Source organism: Bremerella sp. JC817 (assembly GCF_040718835.1).
Classification (GTDB): Bacteria; Planctomycetota; Planctomycetia; order Pirellulales; family Pirellulaceae; genus Bremerella.
In genome coordinates, this window is record NZ_JBFEFG010000259.1 from 87,998 (window position 1) to 103,948 (window position 15,951).

General features: G+C 57.9%; 20 protein-coding genes. 14 read left to right on the plus strand and 6 right to left on the minus strand.

What is annotated here, in order from left to right:
* Positions 1-2: 2 nt before the first annotated feature.
* Together AB1L30_RS05380 and AB1L30_RS05385 are read left to right on the plus strand one after the other, a co-directional pair.
* The gene (locus AB1L30_RS05380; RefSeq protein WP_367012407.1) at positions 3-515 is read left to right on the plus strand and encodes a hypothetical protein; all 513 of its coding nucleotides are present in this window, start codon (positions 3-5) and stop codon (positions 513-515) included.
* A 95-nt stretch (positions 516-610) separates the two neighbouring features.
* Entirely contained in the window at positions 611-1,402 is a 792-nt protein-coding gene (locus tag AB1L30_RS05385; RefSeq protein WP_367012408.1) for a hypothetical protein, read from the plus strand.
* A gap of 15 nt (positions 1,403-1,417) precedes the next feature.
* Here AB1L30_RS05385 and AB1L30_RS05390 read toward each other — a convergent pair whose 3' ends face one another.
* Positions 1,418-1,810: a hypothetical protein gene (locus AB1L30_RS05390; RefSeq protein WP_367012409.1), complete on the minus strand. Its 393-nt coding sequence runs from the start codon at positions 1,808-1,810 to the stop codon at positions 1,418-1,420.
* 41 nt (positions 1,811-1,851) lie between these two features.
* Positions 1,852-2,241 carry a hypothetical protein gene (locus AB1L30_RS05395; protein ID WP_367012410.1) on the minus strand — a complete coding sequence of 130 codons (390 nt, stop codon included), beginning with the start codon at positions 2,239-2,241 and terminating at the stop codon, positions 1,852-1,854.
* A gap of 282 nt (positions 2,242-2,523) precedes the next feature.
* Between AB1L30_RS05395 and AB1L30_RS05400 the strand changes: the two genes are divergently transcribed.
* Complete coding sequence (locus AB1L30_RS05400; protein WP_367012411.1) at positions 2,524-3,387, plus strand: hypothetical protein; 864 nt, start codon at positions 2,524-2,526, stop codon at positions 3,385-3,387.
* A 259-nt stretch (positions 3,388-3,646) separates the two neighbouring features.
* Positions 3,647-4,564 carry a cation diffusion facilitator family transporter gene (locus AB1L30_RS05405; RefSeq protein ID WP_367012412.1) on the plus strand — a complete coding sequence of 306 codons (918 nt, stop codon included), beginning with the start codon at positions 3,647-3,649 and terminating at the stop codon, positions 4,562-4,564.
* 118 nt (positions 4,565-4,682) lie between these two features.
* Here the strand turns inward: AB1L30_RS05405 and AB1L30_RS05410 are convergent, their stop codons facing one another.
* From AB1L30_RS05410 to AB1L30_RS05420, 3 genes are all read right to left on the minus strand, one after another.
* A complete protein-coding gene (locus AB1L30_RS05410) occupies positions 4,683-5,159 on the minus strand; it encodes a hypothetical protein (RefSeq protein ID WP_367012413.1) in 477 nt (158 codons plus the stop codon).
* Positions 5,160-5,343: 184 nt separating this feature from the next.
* Positions 5,344-5,730, minus strand: coding sequence for a hypothetical protein (locus AB1L30_RS05415; protein ID WP_367012414.1), 387 nt, complete (start codon positions 5,728-5,730; stop codon positions 5,344-5,346).
* A gap of 79 nt (positions 5,731-5,809) precedes the next feature.
* Entirely contained in the window at positions 5,810-6,331 is a 522-nt protein-coding gene (locus AB1L30_RS05420; RefSeq protein ID WP_367012415.1) for a hypothetical protein, read from the minus strand.
* A gap of 177 nt (positions 6,332-6,508) precedes the next feature.
* Between AB1L30_RS05420 and AB1L30_RS05425 the strand changes: the two genes are divergently transcribed.
* From AB1L30_RS05425 to AB1L30_RS05470, 10 genes are all read left to right on the plus strand, one after another.
* Positions 6,509-7,741 carry a hypothetical protein gene (locus AB1L30_RS05425; protein ID WP_367012416.1) on the plus strand — a complete coding sequence of 411 codons (1,233 nt, stop codon included), beginning with the start codon at positions 6,509-6,511 and terminating at the stop codon, positions 7,739-7,741.
* Positions 7,738-9,186, plus strand: a complete 1,449-nt coding sequence (locus tag AB1L30_RS05430) for a hypothetical protein (protein WP_367012417.1) — start codon at positions 7,738-7,740, stop codon at positions 9,184-9,186. The genes AB1L30_RS05425 and AB1L30_RS05430 overlap by 4 nt, the downstream gene beginning before the upstream one ends.
* An 11-nt stretch (positions 9,187-9,197) precedes the next feature.
* A complete protein-coding gene (locus AB1L30_RS05435; RefSeq protein WP_367012418.1) occupies positions 9,198-10,331 on the plus strand; it encodes a hypothetical protein in 1,134 nt (377 codons plus the stop codon).
* Positions 10,322-10,696: a hypothetical protein gene (locus AB1L30_RS05440; protein WP_367012419.1), complete on the plus strand. Its 375-nt coding sequence runs from the start codon at positions 10,322-10,324 to the stop codon at positions 10,694-10,696. Before AB1L30_RS05435 ends, AB1L30_RS05440 begins: the two co-directional genes overlap by 10 nt.
* A gap of 181 nt (positions 10,697-10,877) precedes the next feature.
* The gene (locus tag AB1L30_RS05445) at positions 10,878-11,201 is read left to right on the plus strand and encodes a hypothetical protein (protein ID WP_367012420.1); all 324 of its coding nucleotides are present in this window, start codon (positions 10,878-10,880) and stop codon (positions 11,199-11,201) included.
* Positions 11,194-11,505, plus strand: a complete 312-nt coding sequence (locus AB1L30_RS05450; protein ID WP_367012421.1) for a hypothetical protein — start codon at positions 11,194-11,196, stop codon at positions 11,503-11,505. The genes AB1L30_RS05445 and AB1L30_RS05450 overlap by 8 nt, the downstream gene beginning before the upstream one ends.
* On the plus strand, positions 11,495-11,980 hold the full coding sequence (locus tag AB1L30_RS05455; RefSeq protein ID WP_367012422.1) for a hypothetical protein: 486 nt from the start codon (positions 11,495-11,497) through the stop codon (positions 11,978-11,980). Before AB1L30_RS05450 ends, AB1L30_RS05455 begins: the two co-directional genes overlap by 11 nt.
* Positions 11,977-13,131 carry a hypothetical protein gene (locus tag AB1L30_RS05460; protein WP_367012423.1) on the plus strand — a complete coding sequence of 385 codons (1,155 nt, stop codon included), beginning with the start codon at positions 11,977-11,979 and terminating at the stop codon, positions 13,129-13,131. Before AB1L30_RS05455 ends, AB1L30_RS05460 begins: the two co-directional genes overlap by 4 nt.
* A gap of 9 nt (positions 13,132-13,140) precedes the next feature.
* Complete coding sequence (locus AB1L30_RS05465) at positions 13,141-13,470, plus strand: hypothetical protein (RefSeq protein WP_367012424.1); 330 nt, start codon at positions 13,141-13,143, stop codon at positions 13,468-13,470.
* A 30-nt stretch (positions 13,471-13,500) separates the two neighbouring features.
* Positions 13,501-14,067, plus strand: coding sequence for a thioredoxin family protein (locus tag AB1L30_RS05470; RefSeq protein WP_367012425.1), 567 nt, complete (start codon positions 13,501-13,503; stop codon positions 14,065-14,067).
* 213 nt (positions 14,068-14,280) lie between these two features.
* On the opposite strand, the gene AB1L30_RS05475 is transcribed toward AB1L30_RS05470, so the two are convergent.
* Entirely contained in the window at positions 14,281-15,657 is a 1,377-nt protein-coding gene (locus AB1L30_RS05475; RefSeq protein ID WP_367012426.1) for a methyl-accepting chemotaxis protein, read from the minus strand.
* Between the last annotated feature and the right edge of the window lie 294 nt (positions 15,658-15,951).

A 15,951-nucleotide genomic window follows, 5' to 3' on the forward strand; every position in this document is an offset into this window, starting at 1 on the left:
TTATGCGCCCTGACCCTCGCTCTGAGATTCGTATTTATCGCCACCCATGGATCTGGATCGGCATGCTGGCGATGAGCCTGCTTTTCATCGTTTCGATAGGAGCGGACTGGTTGGGGCTTGTTCCGCTGGGGTTCACTCAATTGCCGGGGCTTTCGACCATTTTTCTGATCTTTCTGATCCTGGTGGCCGGCTGGTCATCCGTCATGATCTGGTTTCGGCGGCAAGCGGTACTGATCATTCGCCACAGCGACATCACGCTGGTCCATGCCGTGCTGCCGACCTGCCAGGCGACGATTCCTTTCGAGCAAATCACGAATATCACCACCAGTTGGCAGCCTGATACGGTGCCCAGCTACCTGATCGTGCACGTCAACAAGCTCGATCCAGCGGTCGATAACTCAGGCATCTGGGAGAAAATCGAAGGGAACAAACGTTTCTATGAGTGCTCGAACCTGACACAAAACGCGCCGCAACTTGCCAGCATCATCACCTCTCGGCTGACCGCGCGATCATAACGTGACCACCCCCGCGCCAATTTCTTGCGTTTCTCGCACGAGCCGGTAAAGTCTTGGCTAAGGAACAGAATTCTTTAAGAGGCTAACTAAACCGGATGAACACAACGGAGACGCGCGGGCTTGCGTCACGCCGTGTTGTGCCGCGACTGATCGCGATTGGTATCGCCGCGATTGGCGTGGTATTACTTTGGCAGTGGCTTGATTCCGTCAAACGGCAAGAGGCGCTGGAGCAATTAGTGGCGGCCGGCGCCGACGTGACCGACTTCGCTGGTCGGAAGTCGAGTGTCTGTCTGCCGAAAACGGCCGACAAAGCGGTCGCTATGCCGTTATTGGTCAACCTGTCGGACCTTTGGTTCTTGGAGGTTCGCAAGCCAGACTTCAACGATCAAGACCTCGCGCGCTTGAACCCTCTGAAAAAGCTCGAGCTTCTCGCCCTGCCGGACACGCAGGTCACTGGGGAAGGATTCGCGGGCTTTACCAAGCATACGCAGCTATACCTGGTGAACGTGAGTGGTTGCCCATTGTCGGCCAAGGGATTGAAACATCTTTCCGTCATTCCTTCGCTCGACTATCTGAACGCCGGCCGAACCAACCTAACGGCCAAGCACCTGCAAGCGATGCAGGAACTGAAAGTTCGCCTGCTGAGCGTGGTCGAAGCCCACGTCGATCACGTGGAATTGCAAAACCTGCTGAAGACAGGCCAGATTCAAGAGGTCGATCTGACCGATACGAACCTGAGCATGAAAGAAATCGACGACCTTCGCGCGGCAGTACCGCAGGTCAAAATTCACGCCATGTCGTCGCACACAAAAGCCTTGCGGCAGACCGCCATTCCCGAAGACTCGTTACTTGCAGAGCCCCCGGCAGACGATGACGCACAACCCTAATGGAATCCGCGCGATTCATTTCGTTTCGCGCTGCTGTTCCAACGTGAAGACAATACCATGGGCAGCGCTATAGATCGCTCCGATAATCAGAAATCCAAAGCCGATCACTAATAGCACAAGGAAGAGCGGATAGGGTACGCCCACAAACACAAGCACGGGCGACGCCAACAATGCCAGCCATCCGGCCATCAGGTAACCTGTCGCATACCAGCCCAAGCGGCCTTGGGCCGAACGTGGACGTTGAGGCGTTAACGACTGCTTGGGGTCTTCTCCGTCGATACGACGAATGCTGGTGATCTCGTAGCCAACCTGCTCAACGGCAGCCCGAGCCTCTTCTTCGCTAGGTGCCACCACCAACTGACTGAACGGCATTTTATTGGGCGCACGACCGGCGACAGAGAACTTCATGGCATTCCTTCTTGGGGCAGAGATGCATTGGCCTGGCGGGTTTAGTCGGAACTGGCCTCGTCCAACGCTCGCGCTGGCCGATCCAATTCCCGTGTTGCCAGCGCAATATATCGGACCCGCCGCGTGAAACCAATTTGCAGCAAGATCATTCCCAACACCAGCAGCATGGCAGGAAGCAGGAAGATCGGAATCAGGCATACAACGAAGAGCACGGAAAACAGAATCGATAACCAGCCCAACGCCAGAAGCGAGTTCCCAGAATTACCCAGCCTCAGCACCGTCGAATCCGCCGTCTGCGGTAGCGCTAGGTATTGGGGTGGAAGAGGCAGATCTTGTTGGCCGATTGGTTGAAGGCGACTCAGGGTGATCTGTTCCTTCGCCGCGTAGGCCCGCGCCTCGGCCTCGTCACTGGCCTCAATCATCCGATTCACCGGCATTCCATTAGAAGCCGTGCCAGAAATCGAGAAGAACCTAACCATCACGAAACGCCTTGGAAGTTGGAGATGAACGAGTGGAAGTTGGCTAAAGTAAAGCAGGAAGTGGGGCCGTGCAAGATTACCCTAGAACTTGAACGTTCGTCTCTCACATTTAGATATAACAACGGATGTATATCCACTTTCTTAATATTCGCAGGATTTCCTTGCATGCCAATTCAACTTTGCTAGGCTGATGCTCGCAACCTGACACACCACCTCGTTGAGGGAAGAACGACCATGATCCGTAGCTTTTTTAAGCGTCTTCGTTCTGCGACTTCGGGGCGTTGGATGGGCGTGACTGACTTGTCGCGGATTGCTACCTTTCTCTTCTGTTGTACCCTGATTGCGGCCTACGTCACCTTCTTTGTCGCCAGCTCGTTGATCTGGGCATTCGCCGCGCAGATGAGCGGAATGTTGCTCGGCTTTCTGTTTGGAATTCCGAAGGTACAGCAAGGAGCAAGCCCCGAGGATGGCCGCTATCAGCAACAGGTCAACACAAACCTCGAACAGGTCTCGGACTGGGTCACCAAGATTATTGTTGGGATTAGCCTGGTCCAGTTGCAGCAGATCCCTGGTTTGTTTCAATCGCTGGTCGAATATATTGCCCTCGACAGTAACATCTCACTGGGAACGATCGGTGCAATTCTGGTGATGTTCTCGGTGCTGGGGTTCTTCACCGGTTATCTGCTGACACGTGTTTTCCTGGCCCCCGCTTTTCGCGAGGCCGATCTGGCCGCGATACAGTTCCAGCAGGAAATGGAAGAACTGCAATCGGTCACAGAGACTCCGACCAACGAAATCACGACGCTTAGCGTCGATCTTGCGCGAAGCCCTCGGGATGCCATTCTTGATGCGTGGCTTGATGTTGTCGATGCCTTGAAACTGAAATTAAAAGAGAACGACAAGCCATACACGGCCGAATATCGCCTGGAGCATACCGCCTTAAGCAACGGTCTGATCAATCAGAAGCAATTTCTCACCATCCAGTCGATGCGAAAAATTCGCAACACAGCGGTACACTCGCCAGACCTTTCCATCCCCGACGAAGATGTCCGAAAGTTTGTGAACGAAGCCACCACGTTGACGACTCAATTGAAGTAATTGCTTGTCGCAATCGGCATCCCTATTCTGGGCCACTGTTGCTCGGCTTTCCCGCAGCCCAATCGTCCGTTTTGCTCGGTCAAAACCGGGCAATTGTTCGGTCCAACATTTACTTCCGGAAACTTTCCCGTAGCAGGCTGCTGGCTTGGTTTTCGTGGATTGGGGGTGACCTATAATGGAGTGTTTCACGAAGGGTACTGGGTGCTCTCTGGGTAAGTGCCAGCTTTCGTGAAAGGCTTTCACTCAGGGCGACATCGATTTGGCACGGCAGCGATCGATTGAAGAAGTCTATACGGAAGTAACCCGCGCCGCGTTACTCGGGCTGGCGGTGAACTTCATGCTTGGCCTGGTCAAGCTGATTGGCGGGATCGTCGGGCATTCGTTCGCGCTGATCGCCGACGCCGTGAATTCGATTGGCGATGTCGTCACCACGGTCGCCGTTCTCTTTGCGTTACGCGTGGCGCAGCATCCTCCGGATGAAGAGCATCCTTATGGGCATACCCGTGCCGAAGGGATTGCGGCTTCCAATGTCGCGCTGCTGGTGATTGTTTCTGCTTTGATGGTCGGGTGGGAAGCACTGCAGCGGATCGGCGATCAACACGTGACGCCGCCGATCTGGACCTTATGGATCGCCGGGGCGAACGTTCTGATCAAAGAAGGTTTGTACCAATACAAAGTCCGCGTCGGCCGCCGCACCGGTTCCGCCGCGATCATTGCCAACGCCTGGGACCATCGCTCCGACGCGTTCTGCTCGCTGGCAGTGCTGATTGGGCTTAGCGCGATTCGCTTTGGTGGTCCGATGTTCGTGTGGGCGGATGAAGTCGCCTCGCTGGTCGTGGTCACCGCGATCGTCTGGTCCGGCATTCAGCTGTTCCGCAACAGTGCCAACGAATTGATGGACGTGCAAGCCGATGCCGAGTTCGTCGATCAGATTCGTGCCACCGCACTGCAGGTCGCTGGTGTTGAAAACGTCGAAACGTTGTGGGTTCGCAAGTCAGGCCTCGAGTACTTCGCCGACATCCATATTGAAGTCGACCAGCATATGACCGTCGCCGCAGGCCACCGGATCGGACACCAGGTGAAAGATCGCCTCATCCAAGACTTCCCGAACCTGCGAGACGTGCTGGTCCATCTCGAACCGTTTCCCCACTTGCATGGTAAGGACGCCGAAGTCTAGGCTCCGGTGGCTTGTATGGGGACGGCGAAAAGCACTGCATCGCCAGAGCGTTCCGCAAAGAAGGACCATCTGGCAACCCCGAGCCGACATTGCCAGATGGTCGATCGCATCACGCGAACTACGGAGTCAGAATGTGTTCGCCATGGGCAAACTGATGGTGGCAAGCGTTGCAGCTTTGGACCATCGATTCGTAATTCTTCTTTGCCGTGGCGAAGTCTTTGGCCTGCGAAGCGCGATAGAATTTACCGCCGAAATCACGCACGCCGACGCTGTGCTTGAGCCAGTCGGCACTATCTTCTTTCGGCACTCGTGCCAGCAGCAGGTTGCCCCCTTCCGCTAGTTTTAGCGAACCTTCCTTCAGCACTTTCCAACCAGCGTTGTCGACCGGTGCTTCCGCCATCGCTGGCTTCAGTCGCTTGAAGGTGGGCTGAAAGACATACTCCATGAACTCGTGCATGTCAGGCTCGACCGGGACCGGGCCTTCCGCCTTAGGCGATGGGTCAGCGGCTTGCACCTTCGGCGACGAGACCAGCAAACTACCCACGCCCAGCAGGGCGATCAGGGCCAACGAAAACAAAGAGAGCGAACGTTTCATAAATCAATTCCTTAATGAACTAGCAGAAAACAAAACCAATCGGCGCCGTTCCAGCCACCACCTCTCGGCAGCGCGCATCACAGCACACGATTCATTCCAAGCAGATTCCCTGAAGCGCAGGCAGATCCCTGACCCAGGGCGACGTCGACAAGACGTAATCGTGAAAGAATTCAGACGCCGTGCGTTAGATCAGCAGGACGCCCAAACGAAGATAGAGAGGTTGCCGATGCGCGGCCTGATGGAGCGCGGCCACGCATTTGGTGGGCGGCAGGGGCGACGTAAGTTCCAACGAAGTCGCGACAGCCACATTACTGACATGCTTTGGCTGGGTTGTCTCCGAGGTCTCTTCGATCACCGCGCGAGGCAGCGGCGCGGTCGCTTGCGAAGAAGGCGTGACATGCCAATGCCAGCGCTTACCCAGATCGTTTCCCGTACCTGCCGGATGATAGGCCTGCAGATGCGAAGCCAACTGCACGACATCCATTTCGCCGTGCGAATGCCCCCATGGAAGCGGAATCCGCGACAAGCAGAGAACGAGCGTCAGTACGACGATTCGATTCAAGCTTGGCACAACCATTCCTCCGGGAACAACAAGACAACAGCCTCCGATTCTAAGCCAACGCCCAGGCCGATTCTACACCCTGTTGCGATCAATCAGCCTTGTCGAGTGCTTCACCGAATCTGGTAAGTAAAAAAACAATAGACAGCCCAACATAAAGAACTGCGGCGAGCACGAGCATCAAAGCGCCCAGAAACACTCCCAACATCGAACAAATGAGATTCCCAATCAAGGCATCACCTGCCAGATGAAACACATTAAGAGTACAAATCGCGAGTACCATCGTCCCAAACAGGGTCAGTAAAACGGTACCAACACTCGTATAGGTGTAGGGTCGGATGACCTTGAGGGCGGGACGGTCCTGCTTGCTTTTCGCGGGTTCTGGCTCAGGTGAAACGGGCTTTTTGAAAACGACTGGCGGTGGCATTGGTTTTTCGGGCGCCTGTTCCGGTACAGGTCCATCCGCTGCTGCTTCTTTTCCTTCCGGACTTACCCGCGTGATGCTGATGCCGTTCTCTTCCAGGTATTTGCGAACGGTTGCCTCATTCGGTCCCTCGATCGTTCGATTGAAGGGAGTCCCATCACGCATCTTGCCCACGACCTTGAATTTCATGCCTGCCTCTTCTGAAAAAGGGAAATACAGCTTTGCCTGAGACTACTTGGCCGATTGGTGCAATTCAATCCGTTGCTGGCATGACCGAGTCGGTGTTCACGCGATGACCTGGACAAATCGAGGACGGGCCGTTCGATAAGGGGCGAATTTGTTTCCTCTTTGCCAGGGCTCACACTTATGTCGACGTTCTTTCAATCGGTTCGTTCGGTCTTCCAACGCACCCGCAAGTGGTTACTCGATAAGCCTCCGCTCAGTCGCGACTATCGCGATCGATCGGGACCGCCGTGGCAACGGTTCTCGCTCGAGTCGTTGCCGCCATTCACCTTGTGGCAAGCCGACGTGATGTTGATGGATCCGCACGTCGTGTTTGGACTCATGGTTCGCAACGGAGCGATTGCCCCGGCCCAGGTCAATTGGTCAGGCGATCCGCGCCAGGTTCGCTTCGCCCAGCAACAATGGAACCGCATCTGGCACGACTTCGGCGGAGCCCTCTTACGCACGAAGCGGTACGGCTGGATGCCGTTCGAGGTGACCTATCACGAAATCGCTCAAGGTGAATTTCAAGGCATGCTGGGTGTGAAGGGATTGCACGACTTTCACCCGCGCGATGGCCGCGTCGTACTGCGTGGCAGCGAGAAAGCTGGCGTTCGCTTCGGATCGTCGCGCGACGCTGGCGATGGAATGCTTCCATTTCCTGCTTCGCTGTGGTGCACGTTCGACAGCCAGTTCGGCAATCCTTATGGGCGCTCGCTGAACCAGAACAGCTATGTCCCCTTCGAAGAGAAGTGGCGCGACCACGGAGCCAAAGATGTGCTGCGGCTGCGGATGATGAAGGATGGTTACAGCGGCGACATCTTCTGGGTCCCGGATCAGGTCATCGAGATTCCTGATCCGGTCACGCAGGAAAAGAAGCGGTACCACGCGATCGATCTCTTTCGCCGCGCGCAAGAAACGCGTCTGGCCGGGGCTTCGATGACGCTGCCGCGTTTGTTCGGCAGTCACGGCGAAGAACTGACCGGCTACGAACCGCCGCACGACAACGGTCGGCCGGAAGGTATTCTCGAATGGAACGAACGGCTCGACTGGGAGATTTGGAAAGGGCAGGGCGTCATACGCGAAGTGTTCGAAGCCGCTTCGTCCGGCAGCGGATTCAGCGGACGTACCGTGCCGATGATCCACTTCCTGGGCATGGTCACCGAAGAGTTCAAGTCGATTCTGGCCGATGTCATGCACGACCTTCTGCGTCCGCTCACGCACATCAACTTCGGCCGCGACCCCGACCTTTCCGCCGAAGTCCGCCCGCTGATGGAAACCTACGCCGAAGCGATGTCGGGCAGTGCGCTCGGGGGAAGTTCATTCGGCGGCAGCCGCAGTGATCCGGCCCGTCCGGCAGAAGGGAGTGAAGCATGAGCCCACGTTTCGCAAGTGCGGTTACTCTCGACGATCTTCCTTGTTTGCTGCCGGACGAAGCGATCTATCCCGCGGCGGCGCGGCTCGCCAACAGCTATCGCTGCCCGGTCGGTCCGGAAGCAGGTCAGGCCTTTCTACTGATGACGCGTGGCGATGTCGACTCGTTAACCAAAGATGCCGCGGTCACCCTTGCGTGGCAGATCGTCGACAAAAGCGGACCTTCCCCGGTCACCACCACGCACGACTTCACCGGGCTTTACTTCGTTCAAGCGACACGCCTTTTATGCGGTGCCGATGCCGACCCGAACGCCGCGATGCTGGTCGAGCTTCGCGACGTGCGTCACCTGCTGAAGCTGACTAGCGTTGGCGTCGCCCAGTACAACCTTCGTGGGATCTGCCTGGCGACGACCTTCCTGCCGGAGTCCCGCGATAGCGGCAGCGATTGGACCTGGGCGAGCATGTTGGGAGACCTGTGGAGCAAGCTTCCGGCTTCCCTCGCCGGGACCGCGCCGACACTTCCTTTTACGCCGCATGGCACGCCGGAAGGTTGGAAGTTTGTCGGCATCAGCGTTTGGGAAGCGATCGATCAGGTACTGACCAAGCTCGGCTGCACCATTGCCTTCGACCCGCGCGACGCGTCGTTCACGTTCGTCGAAGTCGGAGCCGAGCAGCTTCTGACGGTCGACGACGGGGAAGGGGGCACCGAATCGGTGGCGATCGACGCCTTGACGATTTCGGTCACCTTTCAAGCCGAACCAATCCCAGGCAACGCGACCACCATTCCCGAGAAGCTTCGGATTTGGTTTCCGATCTGGCACGATGTCTTTGGTGCCGGTTGGCCGCAAGCTTGGGACGAAGCATGGACCGGCGATCGAACCGCCATTCATCAATCGCGGAACACATCGCATGCCGATGCGGTCGCTGGAACGGTGGTCGACCTGTGGGAAGACCTTTCCGCTTGCTACGACGGCGAGGATGAACTGCAAAACGAAACCGACCTGGCCGGCCGTGCCGATGCGATGCTTACCAGGTGGCTGAGCGCCGCGACGATCGTGCCGCGGCACCAGGTGTTAATTGGCATCGAATCGGCCATCCTCCCGGGCAGCGAGATCCAAGAGGTGCTGTGGCGGAACTGGGGCGAGACACTCGGCGGCAGTGTGACCGAATTCCGGACCGGGCCGCGCAGCGTTGGACTATCTGCTCGCTTGCGACCAGCCGAGCCCAACATTGGCAGCGTCTTCAATGTCACGCTGACCGAAGACATGTCGGCGACCAGCAGCCATCAAGCTCGCTTCACCTTCGACGACACCACCGGCGGAGCGATGGGGCACGACCCTGGCAGTCGCTGGAACAACGCGACCAGTGGCGACGAAGCGATCGTTGGCTGGATCAACAATCGCTGGCAGTTCCTCGATGTTTATAACTGCGACGCGATCTCTAGCTAGAAAGGGGCCCCATGTATCGTCGCCATTGCCAATGTTGTTACACGCCGAACAAGCCATGCGTCTCGGTCACCGGCAGTTGGGCCGCCGCATCCGGTACTTGGTCGCCGGTGGTCGGAGGTGCCACGTGCACTAGCCCTGGGGCGTTCCTATATTCGCCGGCCAGCGGACTCAATCCCGGCGACCGCCAGGGAATGCAGCTTCAGATTACTGGCTCGGATGCCTTCGTCGCTGGCTGGATCTTCGATGCCGACGACGAAGCGAATTGCCATCGGTTGAAGATCACCAAAACCTCAAGCGATGTCATCGCCGAACTGGAACAGGTCATCAGCGGGTTGGCCGTCACGCTCGATTCGTGGGACATGCCGCAGCTGGCGGCCTTCAGCGGATTCTCTGCCGCGTCGGCTGAGTACGCCAACTACGTCACGTTGTCGGCGATTCTCGACAGCTCGCTTAACGCGATCACCAGTTGGGGCTGTGGCTTTCCACGCGACGGCAGTTATCAGAAGCGGGGCGGGCCGAAGCTTGGCTTCTTTGCCGATTCGTTCGACGGCGGATCGCTGACGATGGTGCGTTACCCGGCCGGTTCGCTCTCGCCGCACGATGGCTACTACGGCCGCAATACGTGCGCCGGGGCGATGCCCGGCTTTTGCAGTTTCGGCGTGGCTGGCTTCGATAATACGGCCCTCATCAAGTTTGGCGGGACCGATCAGGTCTATTACGAGCTCGACGTTTCAGGGCTTTCCCTCACCAGCGATCGTTGCGGCGAGGACGAAGCGTTCTGGCTGTCTGGCAACATCGACTGGAACCCTGGCTCGGCAGGCAGCATCCAGTGCAGCTACCAGAATGCCTCCCCCAAGGTTTGCCCTGGCGGCGACTGGCAGATCGAAACGTCAGTCATCGTCACCACGAACCTGCCATACGCCGACGAGAACCTTCGCCGCGACATCGCCCAGCTGGAACTGACGGTCATCTATCGTCGAGCCTTCAACAGTAGCGTCCGCGAATATCGTTTCCGCGGCTACGTGCAGCAAGACAGCTTCACCGCCGGTCAGCCGATTACGCTGCCGCTGTATTCGGAATCGATCAGCGGTGCCGAGAAACCATTTCATGGCACCCCAATCAAGGCGACCCTGACATGCGTGTAATGTGCGACCTGATCCGCGACGGCGAAACCTGGAAATGCCAGATCTGCGGCTGGACGATCGCCGCCCCGATGTTCCGCTTTCGTCCGCAGCGGCGCTGCCGCGCTTCGCCGACGACGCCTGGCACGAAAGCGACTCAAAAGAATCACCACCGCACAGTCGAGCAAATGCAGGTGTTGCTCGACCAGCATTGCCGGAACTGCCCATCGTTTGTCGACAGCACGAACGTCGCCCGCCTCAAGTGCCGCCAGCTCCCTGCTTGCGGCTGTCTCTGGGAAAAGCTGCGATCCAAACTATGGTCCTGTCCGCTCGGGCAATTTCGACGCGACGAAGATCTGTACCGCGCGATGCGACGCTTCGGAAAGTAAACCGTCCGCTCGCGACCTGAGGCCGGCCTTTCCAAAGGACCGGCTTTCTTCGTTCTTGGTCGCTTCGCTGTCAACCCAATGACCTGGACAGCTCTTCTTGGCTCGGCAGAATCGGCCGCTTGTTTGCCTGGCTGGAGTGTGGCTGGGGTTGGTTCTTTTCTTTTTGGGTCGAGGTGAATCGATGACCTTTCACGATCAAACCGCATCCTTAATCGCTCAGGCCGTAGGTCGCTTGAGCGGGAACTTTTCGTGGGCACTGCTCGGGGGCGTGGTGCAACAGTTTCTGATCGATGCCATGAAACTCGCCGGGTCGCAGTTGGCCGAGCAGGGGCACGAGAAGAAGGCGCTGGTGATGGCCGCGCTTTCGCAACTGCTCGACACGTTGCCGCTGCCGACCTGGCTGGCGCTGTTGCGGGTTCCGCTGAAGTCGCTCTTGCTGCACATCGCCGACGGGGCGATCGAAGCGATCTATCTCCGTTTTCAGGAGCAAATCAGCCATGAGTAGTCTCACCCTTGGGCTTCTGATCTTCGTCGGCGGCGTGCTGTGGAAATGGCTTTCCGGCGCCAAGCCGATCGCATCGGCAGTCGTGTCCTCGAATGTCGCCAGCCAACTGCGCAGCGTCTCGACGGTTTCGGCCGCGGCAACCGTGCCGACTCCTCGCTCGCAAACGGAGGCCTTCGCGGCCTGGCTGGTGCTGCGCGAGGTAATGCAGCAGCAAGGCGCGACCGCGGCGGAAATTGAAACGGCGGCCGATTCGGTCGCCAAACGCATCATGCTTCCATCGCAGGAGACGCAACATGAAGGGTAGTTCGCTCGTCGTTCTCTCAGGCGTGGCGCTAGTGGCGTATTCGCTGATCGCTCCTCGTTTGCCAGGCAGCGGCATCACGCCGCCGCCGATAAATCCTGGCGGGCCCGATCTGCTGACGGTCTTTTCCCAATCGGACCAGCCGCAGCAAGCGGCAGCCGATGCCTGCGAGTTTGGTTGCTTGTGCGAATCGATCGCCGAGATGATCGACTTCGATGGCCACCAAACGGAACCGCAGCTGAGCACTGGCCAGCAGTTGGATAACTTCCGGAAGCTGAGTCGTTTCTATCAGCTTCACGGGGCCAGTTATGCCCAGCGTTACCCCGCCTTAGCCGACGTTGCCGGAAGTTACTTGCAAAACGAACTGGGGAACGACGGTGGCAAGATCGAACCCGCCAGGCGTGCCCGATGGATCGCCGCGTATCGCACCCTGGCCACTTCCGCCCACTACGCCTCTGATTATCTGGAGTGGAAATGAATTCGAAGCTTTCATCGCTCAACGTTGGCTTGCTGTTGGTTGCGTTGCTGGCAGGCCTGCTAGTCGTGGGACGGCTTGTGCCCACCACAACGTCAAATCTCGCGCCGGCGAAACCTTCGCTCGCAGTTCAACCGAAACCAAACGATCCGCCATCGGCACTGTTCGGCTATCAACCACGCCCTGCCGAAACGCGTCGCTTCCTACAACAGTTGCCCAAAGCGAACATCCGCCAGGCCGCACCGGGATTGTTCCAGGCCGCCGCAGCTCCGCACGATGTCTTTCTGTATCGAGCCTTGTACAGGGCACATCAGCAGAAGTTTGGTCAGCCATGGCAGGTCGGTCGGCAGGGGATCGGCGACTGTGTTTCTTGGGGTTGGGCGCATGGGGCGGATATTCATCTCGCGGTGATGTGGAGCCTGGGCGATTCCGCCGACTGGAAGCCAGTGGCGACCGAGTCGATCTACGGCGGGTCGCGGGTCGAAGCTCGGGGCGTCGCGCGAGGTGGTTGGTCGGATGGCAGCTACGGCGCGGCGGCGGCTCGGTGGGTTCGCGAGTACGGGCTCATCTTTCGCGAGCCATACGATCAGGTCGATCTTTCCACCTACTCGGCGAAACGAGCCAAAGACTGGGGCAACTATGGCAATGGCGGCAAGGATGACGACGGCCAGCTTGACGATCAGGCCCGTCAGCATCCAGTGCGAAACGTGGCCCTGGTCACCAACTTCGACGAGGCGGCTGCCGCGATTGCCAGTGGTTACCCAGTGCCGGTTTGCTCGAATCAAGGTTTCGCCTCGAAGCGTGATGCCGACGGTTTCGCGCGGCCCTCAGGCACATGGCCGCATTGCATGTGCTTCGTCGCCGTACGGCATGGCGATCGGCCCGGCCTGCTTTGTTTGAACAGTTGGGGACCGAACTGGATCGAGGGGCCGAAGTGGCCTGATGACATGCCCGATGGTTCGTTCTGGGTCGAGAAGTCGGTCGTCGATCGAATGTTGGCAGGCGAAGATTCGTTCTGCGTGAGTGGCTACGACGGCTTTCCGTTTCGCGAGCTCGATCACGCGCTGTGGGTTCAGGTCGAATTGCCCCTCGAAGTGTGGCAACCAGCGGCCGAATCTGATTCCTTTCACCCTGAATACGCACTTGCTCCGTAAGGTGACGTCATGAAACCAAGCCACTATTTGATGTTGTTGATTGTGTTGGTGCTGGGGCTGTATGCCCTGGCCGATCGAACCGCCGACGTGGTGAATGGCCCGGTCCCGGCCGACGCTCAGCACGACACGCTGCGGAAACGAATCGTCCGCGTTCTGGCCAACTGGTTGATCGACCGCAATATGCGTCAGCCAGCGCCGACCGAAGAGGACTCGATCGATGCAGAGCGTACCCGTTCGCTGGCTCAGCAGCCTGCCTACCTTTCGCATCCACCGGCGATTCCTCCGAGCCAACTGCTCAGCAGCCGCGACGCGCCGCTCGATCATCGCCATGGCTGGTAGTCACGATTCTTTCAACTGGGAAACTGAACTATGAAATCGATGCTCACGCTTTCGCTGCTTCTCGCGGCTTTCACTGGCAGCAGCGAACGACAACCGGCCCGCAGTCAATCAGCCGCCCGGGCCCAAGCGGCGGTCACGCTGGCCTATGCCGCGATCGTTCCGACTGAAGTCCCTTCGCTAGAAATCTCTCCCGATGCCTCTCGACCTGGGCAGAGTATACCGGCGGTGAAGCCAGTGCGGCGAAAACCAATCGGCTACGCCGAGGCCTACGCGTTGTATCAACAGTCGCGGAAGCCGATGGTAGTGATGCTGACCGCGCGGTGGTGCCCCGCCTGTCCGGCGACGCGGCAGCGGCTTTTTTCGCGGCAGCAAGAGGGCCAGCTCGATGGCGCGACGGTCGTGGTGCTCGACATCGACCAGCAACCCGAAACGGCGCGGCAGATCGCCAAGGCCGCACGGCATACTAATTCCAGTGGCAGCTTCACGATTCCGCTCGTTGTGCGGTTCGACTGGGAAGGGGAGACGCAGATCGCTCGGCGGGTCGGCGCGATCGAAACCCTCTCGATCCCGCCGCAAGACCTGTCGGCGTTCGAGTGATCGCAAGTCACTACGAAGCATCGGCGGCAGAACGACGGGATCCGTTGAATTCCAACTTCAGGCCAGATTGCTCAGCAGAGCAGGGGAGCCCTATCGCTAGTAAGCCAAGAAACAAAAATGGACAAGTTGCCGGCGGAGTTCTGAGGCCCACCTGACCGGCAACTTGTCCACAGCCCCCTGATGGAATTGGGTTGGCCGCACGGGATTGTTGGTTTACAGCTTCGCTAGTTCGTCGCTCAAGTTCACCAGCAAGTCTGCCGTCGTACCGAGCGAGGAGATGATCGCCGATTGCTCTTCAATCGCGGCGGCGACCTGGGTGGTGTTACTGTTCACTTCCGAAACGCTCTTGCCGATACCATTGGTCGCTTCGATCACGTCCTTGATCGTTGCTCGGATCCGTTCGACCCGTTCCGCGATCGTTTCGGTTGCCGAGCGAGTTCCGGTGGCCAGGGCCTTCACTTCCGATGCCACGACCGCGAACCCGCGCCCCGCCTCGCCGGCGCGGGCCGCTTCGATCGTTGCATTCAAAGCCAGAAGATTGGTCTGTTCCGCCAGGTCGCGAATCAACGTCACGACGTCGTCGATCTCGGCGCTGCACTCGCCAAGCGTATCGATCGACTTGCCGGCCTGTTTCGATTGCGTCTCGGCATCGTTCGAGAGGTTCGCCGTGCGCGTGATGTTTTGCGTAATCTCGGTAATCGCCGCTCCCATGTCTTGAACGCTGCTAGCCACTCCTTGGCCCACTTCATTCAGCTTGCCGACTTGGGTTCGAATGCGAGCTTGTTCGGTCATGATGGTCCAGGTTGCCATGACACCAATCATCTTGCCACTACGATTGGAAATCGAATGGACCTGCAATTCGAGGATCTCGTCGCCAAGCGTAATCATTGACTTGACGGGCAGGTTGGCTGGACTGGAAAGGATGTTGCGTTGATGCTGCGGATTCTTATGGAAGATATCGATCGAACTACCCACCACTTTATTGGGCGCAACGGGCAAGAGGTGGGCGATCTTTTGCATCGAGGCGAGCGAAGCGGGATTCATATAACGAATCACCAGGTCCGAGTCGGCAAAGATCAGGTTCGTGGGCAACGCGTCGACCACTCCTTGAAGTCGTAACGCCTCTTCCATGTTCTCGACTTCGGCGGTCACGTCGATCGCCACTTTTACGACGCTAACCGGAATGCCGTCTTCGTTAAACACGGGGTTGTACGTCGCCCGGATGAAGACCTCTTTTCCATTCTTGCCGATACGTGTAAATCGATCCGAGAAATAACGCCCCGATCGAAGTTGGTGCCAGAACTCCTGATACGCGGGCGAATTGACGTAGTCTTCGGCGACGAACATGCTGTGATGCTTGCCGATGACTTCCTTGCGGGTATAGCCCATCGTCGCTAAGAAGTTGTCGTTGACCTCCAGGATGGTTCCATCCATCGAGAACTCGATCGTCCCATTGGATTTGCTGATGGCCTCGAGCTTCGCCTCAGCCGCCTCCAATTTTCTGGTCAGTTGTTGGATTTCACCTGACTGAGCATCCGAGCCAAACCAACTCCAGGAAGACTTTTGCGAAGCAACTGCAACAGAACTCATGGGACCACACACCTAAAGAAAATACGAATAGCGACTGCCTTGCATAACTGTGCAAGTCTGTTCGCTTTGCATAACCATAGATTGCACAACACGTGCAGGCGGTTGCGCCTCCCCGCAAAGCAACGCCGATCCCCGCACTTGTAGTGGTCAGACCATGCCCCTTCAGCAAGTCACCTCGTTGCCTTCTACGCCGCGAGTGAGCGGTCACTTCGCCATGAACTTGAATTCATATGAAACTGCAGTTCTTGCATCAAACCGATGTCGCGATTCGGTTTATGGCAACGACGCTAAATA

What these genes read in the sequence shown, in the direction of transcription:
- AB1L30_RS05380 (WP_367012407.1), top strand. Translation starts at nt 3, where the DNA reads ATGCGCCCTGACCCTCGCTCTGAGATTCGTATTTATCGCCACCCATGG.
- AB1L30_RS05385 (WP_367012408.1), top strand. Translation starts at nt 611, where the DNA reads ATGAACACAACGGAGACGCGCGGGCTTGCGTCACGCCGTGTTGTGCCG.
- AB1L30_RS05390 (WP_367012409.1), bottom strand. Translation starts at nt 1,810, where the DNA reads ATGAAGTTCTCTGTCGCCGGTCGTGCGCCCAATAAAATGCCGTTCAGT.
- AB1L30_RS05400 (WP_367012411.1), top strand. Translation starts at nt 2,524, where the DNA reads ATGATCCGTAGCTTTTTTAAGCGTCTTCGTTCTGCGACTTCGGGGCGT.
- AB1L30_RS05410 (WP_367012413.1), bottom strand. Translation starts at nt 5,159, where the DNA reads ATGAAACGTTCGCTCTCTTTGTTTTCGTTGGCCCTGATCGCCCTGCTG.
- AB1L30_RS05420 (WP_367012415.1), bottom strand. Translation starts at nt 6,331, where the DNA reads ATGAAATTCAAGGTCGTGGGCAAGATGCGTGATGGGACTCCCTTCAAT.
- AB1L30_RS05425 (WP_367012416.1), top strand. Translation starts at nt 6,509, where the DNA reads ATGTCGACGTTCTTTCAATCGGTTCGTTCGGTCTTCCAACGCACCCGC.
- AB1L30_RS05430 (WP_367012417.1), top strand. Translation starts at nt 7,738, where the DNA reads ATGAGCCCACGTTTCGCAAGTGCGGTTACTCTCGACGATCTTCCTTGT.
- AB1L30_RS05435 (WP_367012418.1), top strand. Translation starts at nt 9,198, where the DNA reads ATGTATCGTCGCCATTGCCAATGTTGTTACACGCCGAACAAGCCATGC.
- AB1L30_RS05440 (WP_367012419.1), top strand. Translation starts at nt 10,322, where the DNA reads ATGCGTGTAATGTGCGACCTGATCCGCGACGGCGAAACCTGGAAATGC.
- AB1L30_RS05445 (WP_367012420.1), top strand. Translation starts at nt 10,878, where the DNA reads ATGACCTTTCACGATCAAACCGCATCCTTAATCGCTCAGGCCGTAGGT.
- AB1L30_RS05450 (WP_367012421.1), top strand. Translation starts at nt 11,194, where the DNA reads ATGAGTAGTCTCACCCTTGGGCTTCTGATCTTCGTCGGCGGCGTGCTG.
- AB1L30_RS05455 (WP_367012422.1), top strand. Translation starts at nt 11,495, where the DNA reads ATGAAGGGTAGTTCGCTCGTCGTTCTCTCAGGCGTGGCGCTAGTGGCG.
- AB1L30_RS05460 (WP_367012423.1), top strand. Translation starts at nt 11,977, where the DNA reads ATGAATTCGAAGCTTTCATCGCTCAACGTTGGCTTGCTGTTGGTTGCG.
- AB1L30_RS05465 (WP_367012424.1), top strand. Translation starts at nt 13,141, where the DNA reads ATGAAACCAAGCCACTATTTGATGTTGTTGATTGTGTTGGTGCTGGGG.
- AB1L30_RS05470 (WP_367012425.1), top strand. Translation starts at nt 13,501, where the DNA reads ATGAAATCGATGCTCACGCTTTCGCTGCTTCTCGCGGCTTTCACTGGC.
- AB1L30_RS05475 (WP_367012426.1), bottom strand. Translation starts at nt 15,657, where the DNA reads ATGAGTTCTGTTGCAGTTGCTTCGCAAAAGTCTTCCTGGAGTTGGTTT.